9 protein-coding genes are annotated in these 12673 nt (G+C 53.7%); 6 read left to right on the top strand and 3 right to left on the bottom strand.

Features of this window, described 5'->3' with window-relative positions; genetic code table 11:
* Window positions 1-27 precede the first annotated feature (27 nt).
* Window positions 28-3405 (bottom strand): mechanosensitive channel MscK, encoded by a 3378-nt coding sequence (gene mscK, locus IM282_RS06315; protein WP_023305598.1) that lies wholly within the window; start codon window positions 3403-3405, stop codon window positions 28-30.
* Window positions 3406-3518: 113 nt separating this feature from the next.
* The gene (gene acrR, locus IM282_RS06310; RefSeq protein ID WP_032624732.1) at window positions 3519-4172 is read right to left on the bottom strand and encodes a multidrug efflux transporter transcriptional repressor AcrR; all 654 of its coding nucleotides are present in this window, start codon (window positions 4170-4172) and stop codon (window positions 3519-3521) included.
* Window positions 4173-4313: 141 nt separating this feature from the next.
* Between acrR and acrA the strand changes: the two genes are divergently transcribed.
* The 6 genes from acrA (at window position 4314) to IM282_RS06280 (ending at window position 11150) form a co-directional block, all read left to right on the top strand.
* A complete protein-coding gene (gene acrA, locus IM282_RS06305; RefSeq protein ID WP_022647272.1) occupies window positions 4314-5507 on the top strand; it encodes a multidrug efflux RND transporter periplasmic adaptor subunit AcrA in 1194 nt (397 codons plus the stop codon).
* Window positions 5508-5529: 22 nt separating this feature from the next.
* Window positions 5530-8676: a multidrug efflux RND transporter permease subunit AcrB gene (gene acrB, locus IM282_RS06300; RefSeq protein ID WP_023299464.1), complete on the top strand. Its 3147-nt coding sequence runs from the start codon at window positions 5530-5532 to the stop codon at window positions 8674-8676.
* A gap of 509 nt (window positions 8677-9185) precedes the next feature.
* The gene (tomB, locus tag IM282_RS06295; protein ID WP_006809850.1) at window positions 9186-9560 is read left to right on the top strand and encodes an Hha toxicity modulator TomB; all 375 of its coding nucleotides are present in this window, start codon (window positions 9186-9188) and stop codon (window positions 9558-9560) included.
* Between the two features lie 28 nt (window positions 9561-9588).
* Window positions 9589-9807 (top strand): HHA domain-containing protein, encoded by a 219-nt coding sequence (locus IM282_RS06290; protein WP_015571250.1) that lies wholly within the window; start codon window positions 9589-9591, stop codon window positions 9805-9807.
* 207 nt (window positions 9808-10014) lie between these two features.
* Window positions 10015-10566 (top strand): maltose O-acetyltransferase, encoded by a 552-nt coding sequence (gene maa / locus IM282_RS06285; protein ID WP_022647270.1) that lies wholly within the window; start codon window positions 10015-10017, stop codon window positions 10564-10566.
* A 116-nt stretch (window positions 10567-10682) separates the two neighbouring features.
* The gene (locus IM282_RS06280; RefSeq protein WP_023305595.1) at window positions 10683-11150 is read left to right on the top strand and encodes a YlaC family protein; all 468 of its coding nucleotides are present in this window, start codon (window positions 10683-10685) and stop codon (window positions 11148-11150) included.
* On the opposite strand, the gene IM282_RS06275 is transcribed toward IM282_RS06280, so the two are convergent.
* Entirely contained in the window at window positions 11122-12582 is a 1461-nt protein-coding gene (locus IM282_RS06275) for a PLP-dependent aminotransferase family protein (protein WP_023299463.1), read from the bottom strand. The genes IM282_RS06280 and IM282_RS06275 overlap by 29 nt on opposite strands.
* Between the last annotated feature and the right edge of the window lie 91 nt (window positions 12583-12673).

Genomic DNA, 12673 nt, shown 5'->3' with positions numbered 1-12673 from the left:
TTTGGAAGATCTGCCCTGATTCGCTTTTTACCCTCTCCCCTCTGGGGAGAGGGCAGGGTGAGGGGCGGAGTTTTCGTCACCCTTAATCTCGCGCTTCACTTCCGTATGTTCGTCACCTTTCTCGTTACGCAGGTGAACTTCAAGCTGGTTGAAGGCGATATTAATGTTGTTTTCACGGCACAGACGGTCAATGGTGCGGTTCAGCTCATCGACAGTGTAGCTGCGATCGCGTAGTTCGCGTACGTACAGGCGCAGCTCATGATCCAGCGTGCTTGGCCCGAAGGTGGTGAAGAACACGTCAGGCGCAGGATCGTGCATCACTTTAGGATGTGATTTCGCGGCTTCCAGCAGGACCTCTTTCACTTTATCCAGATCTGAACCATAGGCCACCCCGAGTCGGACCACCACGCGCGTCGTCGTATCCGAAAGCGACCAGTTGATCAGTCGCTCGGTCACGAAGGCTTTGTTCGGGATGATCACCTCTTTACGATCGAAGTCAGTGATGGTGGTCGCACGAATACGGATCTTGCTGACGGTCCCGGAGAAGGTGCCGATGGTGACGGTATCGCCGATACGCACCGGACGTTCGAACAGGATTATCAGGCCAGAAACAAAGTTACCGAAGATCTCCTGCAAGCCGAAGCCCAGACCTACCGACAGCGCCGCCGCCAGCCACTGGAGTTTATCCCACGAGACGCCCAGCGAGCCGAATACCGTCATCGCCCCGACAATAATAATGACGTAGTTCAGGATGGTGGTAATGGCATACGACGCCCCCTGACGCAGGTTCAGCCTTGAGAGCACCAGCACTTCCAGCAGACCAGGCAGGTTGCGGATCAACGCCCAGGCCACCACCGACGACACCAGCGCAAAGAGCAGGCTGCCCATGGTGACGCTTTTCATTACCGCAGCGCCCGCTTCGGTACCGTTGTATTGCCAGAGGGTGATACTGTCGAGGTAGGCGAAGACGGTAATTAAATCAGACCAGATGGCCCAGAACATCACCGCAAACAACGCAATCATCACCAGCATGGTAATACGCATCGTTTGCTGGTTGACCTGCTCCAGGGCAATGGTCGGCTCTTCCTGCGGCTCAGCCCCTTCAGCCCCCTCTTTCACCTGATGCTGCCGACGGGCAACAGCACGACGATACGCAATGCGGCGCGCCGCCACGCTCAAACCGCGCAGCACGGTCTGGAACAACAGGTTCCACAGGATCACCAGATACACGGTTTCAATCCAGCGGCCTGACAGACGAAGCGTGGTATAGAAGTAACCCGTTGCCGTCAGCACCATCAGCGCCAGCGGAATGATCGCCAGCACCGTTACGGTAACCAGACGAAGATTGTGGGACTCTTTATCCCGCCAGCTGTCGCGGCACATCGGCCACATCAGGACGGCTATCAGCAGCAGGTTCAGCATAATTACCAGCTGTCCCAGCACGTCATCCATCAGATGCAGCGGCGAAAGCTCGGCCACAACGGACCAGAAGTGCAGCGGCAACAGCGCGAGGCTGATACGTACAATCTGGCGACGCCAGTGGCTGGTGAGTTTCTCCGGCATGTTGAAGTGTCGGACCGCGACGCCATCTTTTTCCAGCACTTTCCAGCACAGACCAAACACCAGCCAGAACAGCGCCAGCTTTTTGCTGAACGCCCACAGCAGGTCGCTGATATTGAGCTGCATGGTCAACAGGATCAGGCCGACGGCGAGGATCAGCAGGCAGACCGGCAGAGCACGGATCAGATCGATCAGGATCGCTTTCGGGGTGTGCAGCTGGCTGTCGTTACGCAGTTGCCCCACTTCCGAGGCCAGCTTCGCCTGGTACTGCTTCAGCCATTTCAAACGCCAGCGTATTACTCCGGCGATGAGCAGCAAAGGCAGACCCGCAAGGAAGGCAATCATTACCGCAGGCCAGGCTTTCTCCCAGTTCACGGTAATTTTCATGCTTTTGATCTGGGATTTCAGCGTTTCAGGGAAAGATTTAAACCAGTCCCAGTCCATGGGTTTGTTGCTGTTCACCCAGAAAATCTGCTGGGTCAGGATCTCCTGGAGGCTTTTAGACACGCTCACCAGCTGCTGCTGGTTGATTTGCAGGTTAATCGCCATCATCAGCTGGTTGCCCAGCTGCTTATTAAGCTGATCGAGCAGTTCGCGGCGCATATCCACAACCTGCAACAGCGCGTCGTGAACTTCACCGTTTACTTCACTTGAATGGCCTTCTTCCACTTTGGCAACAAACGTATCGCTCTGGAACAGGGCATCGCGCTGCTGGTTAACGTCAAACTGTTCAAGACGCAAATCCGCAATGCGGTTGGTCATGTCTTCCAGCTCGTCGGCGGACGGCAGCGTCTGCTGCTGCTGGTAAAGAATGCGCGACAGCAGCAGGCTTCCCTTCAGGACGGCAATCTGCTCTTTGACATTGCGCTCAGCCTGCAAAGCGCGATCCAGCCAGTTTTTGACTTTAATATTCTGCTGCACCAGCGCACTGCCGCTTTCAGTCGCCTGAATCAGGCGCTCGCTCAGCTGATGGTTAATCTCCAGCTCCTGCTTCACCAACGGATTGGCCTGGATACGCGCCGTTTCGTCTGGCGAGACCGCTTCCTGCGCCGTTTTTTCGGTCAGCGTCAGGCGCTTGCTGTTCACCGCCTCCTGCAACAGCTGAAGCTGATGCTCGAGCCGGTTGATATTCGCGTTCACGTAGTCACGCTGTTTTTGCAACGCATCCTGCAACACCGTGTTGCCTTCCAGACTCTTACGCTGCTGTTCAATCTCCGCGTTCAGCAGCGTCTGCTGGATGTTCAGCAGCGTTTGCTGGGTCGGTCGAAGCGCCCCTTCCCCCACGGTAATGCCATTCAGACGGTTACGTATCTGCTGTAGCTGTTGCGATGCAGAATACATGGCGTTCTGCACGCGCTCAGGCTGGGTTTGCAGCGAAACCAGCTGGCTGTTATAGGTCGAGAGATCGGACTGCGCCGTTTGCAGATCGTCCAGCAGCTGCGCCACGCGCGACTCGAGCTGGCGCAACGAAAGCGTGGCAAGCGTTTTTCGGGTTTCATCGTCGTTATCAACGTCGCTAAGCGCGTTCAGGGCCTCCGTTGCTTTACGCATGTTCTCCGGCGCCTGAGCGACCTTCTGCCGCAACTGGGCCGTTTCGGCTTTGATGCGATCGATCTTATCCAGCGTATCCAGGGTTTCCGTCAGGTCCTGCTGAACGAGCTTTTCCTGGGCGGAGAGATCTTTTTGTTTATTCAGGGTGTCGAGTTGCGACTGAACCTCGGCACGCGTCGGGACGTCACTGCCGTTGTCTGCACGGGCCCAGGAATGCGGTGCGGCTGCAAAGAAAAACAGCAGGATCAAAAAAACGGCCAGAACAGAATGTGTCGAGCGATAGGTGTGCAGCATAGTCGTGAATGTGATCTGAGAAATGACCGAAAATAGTCGGGCGTGAAGAATATCACGCCCGGCTAAAGCAGAATAGCGGGAAGGTAATCCTCTAAGACATTTCCTGGAAAGATTCAGGCAGTAAGCGGCGCTCCCTCGCTGCGGAGGGTCGGGCAAAGCTGGCACATCTCCAGGAAAATCGCGACGTAGCTGCGCGCCTCTGATTTCAGATCGAACGACTGCGGGGCGAAAAGCCAGTTTTCCATCAGGCCGGAAATATAGCTGCGCATCAGGATCGCCGCCCGGCGCGTTAACAGCGTAGCGGGAAGCATGTCGGCCTGCATACATTCCTTAAGAACTTGCTCGATGCGATCGTAGCTTTCCAGACACAGGTCGCGCTGCGCCTGCTGAACCACCGCCATTTCGCCAACAAACTCACATTTATGGAAGATGATTTCCATCATCAGACGTCGGCGTTCTTCCACAACAGTCGCTTCAAGGATATATACTAATATTTCTCTTAATACTGAGAGTGGATCGTGAGGGAATTTTGCCCGATACTCACTCTCAAGATCGCTGATGCTGGACTCTGAAAGCTCCCAGATTTCACCAAACAGATCTGACTTGTCTTTAAAATGCCAGTAAATCGCTCCCCGCGTGACGCCCGCGGCCTGAGCAATCTGCGCCAGCGAGGTTGCCGAAACACCCTGCTGTGAGAACAAACGCATTGCCACATCCAGAATGTGTTGTCGGGTTTCCAGCGCTTGTTGTTTGGTTTTTCGTGCCATACGTTGATGAATTTACAGGAGTCAGATTTACATACATTTATGAATGTATGTACCATAGCATGACGATAATATAAACGCAGCAATGGGTTTTTAGACTCAGGACCCTTGATCAATTTGAAATCGGACACTCGAGGTTTACATATGAACAAAAACAGAGGGTTAACGCCTCTGGCGGTCGTTCTGATGCTCTCAGGCAGCTTAGCGCTTACAGGATGTGACGACAAAGAGGCTCAACAAGGAGCTCAGCAGGTGCCAGAAGTTGGCGTCGTGACGCTCAAATCCGAACCTCTCCAGATGACAACAGAACTACCGGGCCGCACCAGCGCCTATCGCATTGCAGAAGTACGTCCGCAGGTGAGCGGTATCATCCTGAAACGTAACTTCACCGAAGGCGGTGATGTGAAAGCAGGTGAGTCTCTTTATCAGATTGATCCAGCAACCTATCAGGCGTCTTATGAGAGCGCTAAAGGCGATCTGGCGAAAGCAGAAGCGGCAGCCAAAATTTCGCAACTGACGTTGAATCGTTACAAGAAACTGCTCGGCACGCAGTACATCAGCCAACAGGATTACGATTCTGCCCTGGCCGATGCACAGCAAGCCAATGCAGCCGTTGTGGCGGCGAAAGCGGCGGTAGAAACCGCGCGTATTAACCTCGCCTACACCAAAGTGACCTCCCCTATCAGCGGTCGCATTGGTAAATCAGCCGTCACCGAAGGTGCGCTGGTGCAGAACGGTCAAACCAACGCGCTGGCCACCGTGCAGCAGCTTGACCCGATCTACGTTGACGTTACACAGTCCAGCAACGATTTCCTGCGTCTCAAACAGGAGCTTGCCAGCGGACAACTGAAACAGGAAAACGGTAAAGCCAAAGTTGAACTGGTTACCAACGACGGTATCAAGTTCTCACAGACAGGCACACTGGAATTTTCTGATGTGACCGTCGATCAGACCACCGGCTCTATCACCATCCGGGCTATTTTCCCGAATCCGGATAAAACCCTGCTGCCGGGTATGTTCGTACGCGCCCGTCTTGAAGAAGGGACTAACCCAAGCGCCATTCTGGTTCCGCAGCAAGGTGTGACCCGTACGCCACGCGGCGATGCGAGCGCGCTGGTTGTGGGTGCCGATAACAAAGTCGAAACACGCAATATCACTGCAACGCAGGCGATTGGCGACAAGTGGCTGGTAACGGAAGGTCTGAAAGATGGCGATCGCGTGATTATTACTGGTTTGCAAAAAGTTCGTCCTGGCGCGCAGGTCAAAGCTCAGGAAGTGAAATCTGACGACAAACAACAAGCATCGGCCGCTGGCCAGTCAGAACAAACCAAGTCTTAACTTAAACAGGAGCCGTTAAGACATGCCTAATTTCTTTATCGATCGCCCCATATTTGCGTGGGTGATCGCCATTATCATCATGCTGGCCGGGGGACTTGCGATCCTGAAGCTGCCTGTTGCGCAATATCCAACGATTGCGCCGCCGGCAGTGACGATCTCCGCAACCTACCCGGGCGCTGATGCCAAAACGGTGCAGGACACCGTTACGCAGGTTATCGAACAGAACATGAACGGTATCGATAACCTGATGTACATGTCCTCAAACAGTGACTCAACCGGTACAGTTCAGATTACCCTGACCTTTGAATCCGGTACGGATGCGGACATTGCGCAGGTTCAGGTGCAGAACAAACTGCAGCTGGCGATGCCCCTGCTGCCGCAGGAAGTGCAACAACAGGGTGTGAGCGTCGAGAAATCGTCCAGTAGCTTCCTGATGGTTGTCGGCGTGATTAACACCGATGGCACCATGACGCAGGAAGATATTTCCGACTACGTGGGCGCCAACATGAAGGACGCCATCAGCCGTACGTCTGGTGTGGGTGACGTTCAGCTGTTCGGTTCACAGTACGCGATGCGTATCTGGATGGATCCGAATAAGCTGAACAACTTCCAGCTGACCCCGGTTGACGTGATCAGCGCAATTAAAGCGCAAAACGCCCAGGTTGCAGCCGGTCAGTTAGGCGGCACGCCGCCGGTGAAAGGCCAGCAGCTTAATGCGTCTATCATCGCGCAAACGCGTCTGACCTCGGCGGATGAGTTCAGTAAAATTCTGCTGAAGGTGAATCAGGACGGTTCGCAGGTTCGCCTGCGTGACGTGGCGAAAGTGGAGCTGGGTGGCGAGAACTACGACGTTATTGCGAAGTTCAACGGTAAACCGGCTTCCGGTTTAGGTATCAAACTGGCGACTGGGGCGAACGCCCTGGACACCGCGACGGCTATCCGTGCAGAACTGAAGAAGATGGAACCTTTCTTCCCGTCAGGTCTGAAAATTGTTTACCCGTATGACACCACGCCGTTCGTTAAAATTTCGATTCACGAAGTGGTAAAAACCCTGGTTGAGGCGATCATCCTCGTCTTCCTGGTAATGTACCTGTTCCTGCAAAACTTCCGCGCAACGCTGATCCCAACCATCGCCGTGCCGGTTGTACTGCTCGGCACCTTCGCGGTTCTGGCGATATTTGGCTATTCGATAAACACCCTGACGATGTTCGGGATGGTGCTCGCCATCGGCCTGCTGGTGGATGACGCCATCGTAGTGGTCGAAAACGTTGAGCGTGTGATGGCGGAAGAAGGCCTGCCGCCGAAGGAAGCAACCCGTAAATCAATGGGCCAGATCCAGGGCGCGCTGGTCGGTATCGCGATGGTTCTGTCTGCGGTATTTATCCCGATGGCCTTCTTCGGGGGTTCAACCGGTGCGATTTACCGTCAGTTCTCTATTACCATCGTTTCCGCGATGGCGCTGTCGGTGCTGGTAGCCCTGATCCTGACGCCAGCCCTGTGTGCGACCATGCTGAAGCCGATTAAGAAAGGTGGCCACGGCGAGCACAAAGGGTTCTTCGGCTGGTTTAACCGCATGTTTGATAAGAGTACGCATCACTACACCGACAGCGTGGGGAACATCCTGCGCAGCACCGGTCGTTATCTGCTGCTCTATATCATCATCGTGGTGGGCATGGCTTTCCTGTTTGTTCGACTGCCAAGCTCGTTCCTGCCAGATGAAGACCAGGGCGTGTTCCTGAGCATGGCTCAGCTTCCGGCGGGTGCGACGCAAGAACGTACGCAAAAAGTGCTGGATGAGATGACCGACTACTTCCTGACCAAAGAGAAAGACAACGTCGAATCCGTGTTTGCGGTTAACGGCTTTGGCTTCGCGGGTCGTGGTCAGAACACCGGTATTGCCTTCGTTTCTCTGAAAGACTGGTCCGAACGCCCGGGTGATGAGAACAAAGTTGAAGCCATTACCAACCGGGCCATGGGTACCTTCTCACAGATTAAAGATGCGATGGTCTTCGCCTTTAACCTGCCAGCGATTGTTGAACTGGGTACGGCGACCGGCTTCGACTTCCAGCTGATTGACCAGGGCGGTCTGGGCCACGAAAAACTGACTCAGGCGCGTAACCAGCTATTTGGCGAGGTGGCTAAACACCCTGACCTGCTGGTGGGCGTGCGTCCTAACGGTCTGGAAGATACGCCGCAGTACAAGATCGATATCGACCAGGAAAAAGCACAGGCGCTGGGTGTGTCCATCAGTGACATCAATACCACGCTGGGTGCAGCCTGGGGTGGCAGCTACGTCAACGACTTCATCGACCGTGGTCGCGTGAAGAAAGTGTACGTCATGTCCGAAGCGCAATACCGTATGCTGCCGAACGATATCAACAACTGGTACGTTCGCGGCAGCGATGGCCAGATGGTGCCGTTCTCCGCCTTCTCAACTTCGCGCTGGGAATACGGTTCGCCGCGTCTGGAGCGTTATAACGGCTTGCCATCGATGGAGATCCTCGGTCAGGCGGCGCCGGGCCGAAGCACCGGTGAAGCCATGAACCTGATGGAAGAGTTGGCCAGCAAACTGCCTGCGGGTATTGGCTACGACTGGACCGGTATGTCCTATCAGGAACGTCTGTCCGGTAACCAGGCCCCTGCCCTGTACGCCATTTCACTGATTGTGGTGTTCCTGTGTCTGGCGGCATTGTATGAGAGCTGGTCGATTCCGTTCTCCGTTATGCTCGTGGTTCCGCTGGGGGTTATCGGTGCGCTGCTTGCCGCAACCTTCCGTGGGCTGACTAACGACGTTTACTTCCAGGTGGGCCTGCTGACAACCATTGGCTTGTCGGCGAAGAACGCGATACTTATCGTCGAATTCGCCAAAGATCTGATGGAGAAAGAAGGTAAAGGCCTGATTGAAGCAACGCTTGAAGCCGTTCGTATGCGTCTGCGTCCAATCCTGATGACGTCCCTGGCGTTTATCCTCGGCGTTATGCCGCTGGTTATCAGCTCAGGCGCAGGCTCCGGCGCACAGAACGCGGTAGGTACCGGTGTAATGGGTGGTATGGTCACTGCGACCGTTCTCGCCATCTTCTTTGTACCGGTGTTCTTCGTGGTGGTACGTCGCCGCTTTAGCCGCAAAAATGAAGATGTGGAGCACAATCATTCGGTAGAACATCACTGATACCGGTTTCACATGATAAAAAGGCCGCATTAGCGGCCTTTTTCAGTTTCAGAAAAATTCATAAAATAGTCTTATTGTCGTTTTATTTATTTTCACCCGTCCTGATAAGACTTATCATAATAATCCGATAAGCTAATCGTAGAATTCAGCATTCTTTTAATATCAATTCATCGCCTAAAATATTCGGACAAATCCTAAATCATCGTAAATGCCGAAGACATCTGAATCCGGACTTCAAATGAAACATTGCGCTAACTCAATGAATCTTAAGGAACGGATTAAAAAAAGGGTTTCTCTCGATAAAAGTGTTCGCGTCTGAGGTCACATTTGCGTAAGCGCTCGCAAGGAAACGTTTTAATTGTAATTTTTCGTAATAGCGCGGTGAAATCCTGATCAGAGTGGCTTATAGTTAGTGTTATCAGGAACACAGCTCCCGTGTGGCTAAGCAAGTTGTATCCATCCCGACATGATGTTCGGTGAGTAAAAAATCACTCAGAAGGGGATGCGCTATGGACGAGTACTCGCCAAAAAGGCATGATATCGCGCAGTTGAAATTTCTCTGCGAATCCTTGTACCATGACTGCCTTGCCAATCTTGAAGAAAGTAACCATGGCTGGGTGAACGATCCAACGTCTGCTATCAATTTACAGCTTAATGAGCTGATCGAGCATATCGCAACCTTCGCACTTAATTATAAAATTAAGTACAATGAAGATAATAAGTTGATAGAGCAAATTGATGAATACCTGGACGACACCTTTATGTTGTTCAGCAGCTACGGCATTAACGCACAGGATTTGCAGAAATGGCGTAAATCAGGAAACCGTCTATTTCGCTGCTTCACGAATGTCAGCAGAGCTAATCCGGTTAGTCTTTCCTGTTAAAATTATTACAAATACTAAGGTGAATTTTATGTCTGATAAACCATTAACTAAAGTCGATTATTTGATGCGCCTGCGACGCTGTCAGTCAATTGACACGCTCGAACGTGTTATTGAGAAAAATAAATACGAGCTGTCTGATAATGAACTGGCGGTATTTTATTCAGCTGCCGACCATCGTCTTGCTGAACTGACCATGAATAAACTCTATGACAAGATCCCCTCTTCGGTATGGAAATTTGTTCGTTAGTCGTTGAAGAGAGACTTAAAGGCACTACGCCCGTTGTTAAGCTGAATTTACCTTTCGTATTACGCTTCAAGTGCAAACGCCAGGTCCCCGTATAAAACGTATTTATACGCAAGAATGTTGTGACTCCTGTCACAGTCACTTTTAGGGAACGTTCCCTTTCTGGCTAATCCTCTTTACGCTACGTAAAACGATTCCAGAGAGGTTCCCATGAGTGAAGAAAAACAGAAGATGATTGCCGGTGAATATTATCGCCCCGGCGATGACACGCTGAGGGCTGACCGTTTACGCGCTCGTCATATTGTTCACCGCTATAACCATACCGCACCCGATGAGAAGGCCGAACGTCGCGCCTTATTAGCTGACCTGCTGGGTCAAAGCGAAGGCGCTTATATTGAGCCGAGCTTCCGCTGCGACTACGGCTATAACATCTATCTGGGCAACAATTTTTACGCCAACTTCGACTGCGTCATGCTGGACGTCTGCCCTATCCGCATTGGCGATAACTGTATGCTCGCACCGGGGGTGCACATTTATACAGCCACGCATCCTCTGGACGCGACCGAACGTAACAGCGGGCTGGAGTACGGTAAATCGGTCACCATAGGCCATAACGTCTGGATCGGCGGACGCGCGGTGATTAATCCTGGCGTGACCATTGGCGATAATGCGGTTATCGCTTCCGGCGCGGTAGTGACCAAAGACGTGCCGGCCAATGCGGTAGTGGGCGGGAATCCGGCGAAAATCATTAAAATGATCTAAGCGCATCCTGAGTAACTGTTATGCTTTTTCCTGGCATAACTGTTACTTTCATCGCATAAACCCCTCTCATAAAATAGGCAGATCACCTGTATTTTTAACAATCATAAAGGCAAAAAATGACAGAGATACAGCGCCTGCTTACCGCCACCATCGACGAGCTCAATACCCGCGAAAAGCGCGACAATCGTCCGCGCTTTAGCATCAGCTTTATTCGCAATCATCCCGGATTGTTCGTCGCCATGTACGCCGCCTGGCTGGCAACGCTTATCGTCATGCTGAAGTCTGAAACGCTGGTCGATTCCGTCTGGCTGCTGGTTGTGCTGTTCGTGGTGTTTAACGCGTTTTTCTTTTTCGACGTCAATCCGCGTTACCGGTATGAAGATATCGACGTACTCGATTTCCGCGTCTGCTACAACGGGGAGTGGTACAACACGCGTTACGTGCCGAAGGAGCTGATCGACAGCATCCTGCACTCGCCGGCTGTCGAAGCCGGGCAAAAAGAGAAGTTGCAGAAAATGGTCCTCACCAAGGGCCAGCTCTCTTTTTATGATGTCTTTACCCTTTCCCGCCCCGCTGCTGTGTAATGAGCGCCTGAAGACGTCGAATACCCGGCGCAAACTGCGAAGCAGAGGTATTGCCGTAACCTAAAACCAGACCGGTTTGCCCCTGCGTCGTCTCAAGGTAGTACCCGCTCAGTGCAGCGGGTGCCAGCTGAAACGCTCTTGCCTGCTCCACCAGCCGCTGGTCGTCGATACCGTCAATTGCCAGCGCCAGGTGCATCCCTCCTTCTCCGGCAAGAACACGGTGCGGCGTATGAAGCTCTGCGCTTAGCACCTCCCGCAGCTGGCGGTATCGCTTACGATAAAGTCGGCGCATGGCGGCAAGATGTCGCGCATAGTGGCCTTCCTCAATAAATAGCGCCAGGGTGCGCTGTTCAGCGCGATGTCCGCCGCGCAGCAGCGAGCCAATGGCCGGACGCGCCGCCTTCGCCAGCGCTGGCGGTAATACCATGAACCCCATTCTGAGCGACGGAAACAGCGTTTTGCTGAACGTCCCCAGATACACAACGGGCGCATTGTTGACCATTCCCAGCATCGCCGGTACGGGCTCACCGGCATAACGGAATTCGCTGTCGTAATCGTCCTCAATGATCCACGCGCTGTGCTGCCGGGCCAGTTCCAGCAGCGCCAGACGCCGCCGCGCGCTGAGCACGCTTCCGTAAGGGAACTGATGCGATGGCGAGGTAAAAATCAGCGTGGGTGAAGGCGCACACAACCCTTCCCAGCACATCCCCTCGTCATCAACCGGTATGCCGCTCATCGCCAGGCCGGTTTTGACGAAAGCGCTTTTAGCACCGCTATAGCCGGGATTTTCAACCCAGGCGACATCCCCCGGCTCGCTTAACAGCATCGTGCACAGATTGACGCCCTCCAGTGCCCCTTCGGTTATCACAATCTGGCTGGCATCGCAGTCAATGCCGCGGGAGAGCGCAAGATGGCGGGCAATGGCGGCCCGTAGCGTCGGCTCGCCGGCCGGGTCGCCATACCCTAACAGGGCGCTCCCCTCCTCGCGCAGGACGCGATCGTATAACCGCCGCCACAGCGGCAAGGGGAAATAGTTGATGGCAGGCGTTCCTGGCGTAAATGCCATCACCGGAGTGTCGCGCGGCACAGGCGCGGGCAGCAGGGCAACACGTTTTGTCAGCCTGACGTCCGGGTCCGGTAATGTCCGGGCAATCGTACGATGCGCGAATTGCCCCACCCGCGTACCCTGGCGGCTACGCAGCAAATAACCTTCGAGCGTGAGCTGGTCCAGCGCCGCATTAACGGTGTTTCGGGACACCGAGATCTGCTGCGCCAGCGTTCGCGAGCCGGGCAAATGACTGCCGGACCGAAGCCTTCCGCACAGTATGGCCTCCCGCAAAGCAAGGTAGAGCGCGCGCTGGAGCGTTTCTTCCCCACGTTTTTTCAGCGCAGCATGGAGCAGGGTGTATAGCTCATCACCCGGTATATTCATCTTTACCTCCTCGTGGTACCAGCAAAACATAGCCTGGTGGTTCTTTTTAAGGAACCAGTAATTCACTAATCTGGAGATCTTTTCAACATCG

It is taken from the genome of Enterobacter cloacae complex sp. P29RS (assembly GCF_014893445.1).
Classification (GTDB): domain Bacteria; phylum Pseudomonadota; class Gammaproteobacteria; order Enterobacterales; family Enterobacteriaceae; genus Enterobacter; species Enterobacter intestinihominis.
Note: the sequence above shows the minus strand (reverse complement) of the source record. Positions and strands in the feature narration are given on the sequence as shown.

Bases quoted from the DNA above. Each gene is read 5' to 3' on its own strand.
- acrB (WP_023299464.1), top strand. From the start codon at position 5,530: ATGCCTAATTTCTTTATCGATCGCCCCATATTTGCGTGGGTGATCGCC.
- tomB (WP_006809850.1), top strand. From the start codon at position 9,186: ATGGACGAGTACTCGCCAAAAAGGCATGATATCGCGCAGTTGAAATTT.
- acrR (WP_032624732.1), bottom strand. From the start codon at position 4,172: ATGGCACGAAAAACCAAACAACAAGCGCTGGAAACCCGACAACACATT.
- IM282_RS06290 (WP_015571250.1), top strand. From the start codon at position 9,589: ATGTCTGATAAACCATTAACTAAAGTCGATTATTTGATGCGCCTGCGA.
- mscK (WP_023305598.1), bottom strand. From the start codon at position 3,405: ATGCTGCACACCTATCGCTCGACACATTCTGTTCTGGCCGTTTTTTTG.
- IM282_RS06280 (WP_023305595.1), top strand. From the start codon at position 10,683: ATGACAGAGATACAGCGCCTGCTTACCGCCACCATCGACGAGCTCAAT.
- maa (WP_022647270.1), top strand. From the start codon at position 10,015: ATGAGTGAAGAAAAACAGAAGATGATTGCCGGTGAATATTATCGCCCC.
- IM282_RS06275 (WP_023299463.1), bottom strand. From the start codon at position 12,582: ATGAATATACCGGGTGATGAGCTATACACCCTGCTCCATGCTGCGCTG.
- acrA (WP_022647272.1), top strand. From the start codon at position 4,314: ATGAACAAAAACAGAGGGTTAACGCCTCTGGCGGTCGTTCTGATGCTC.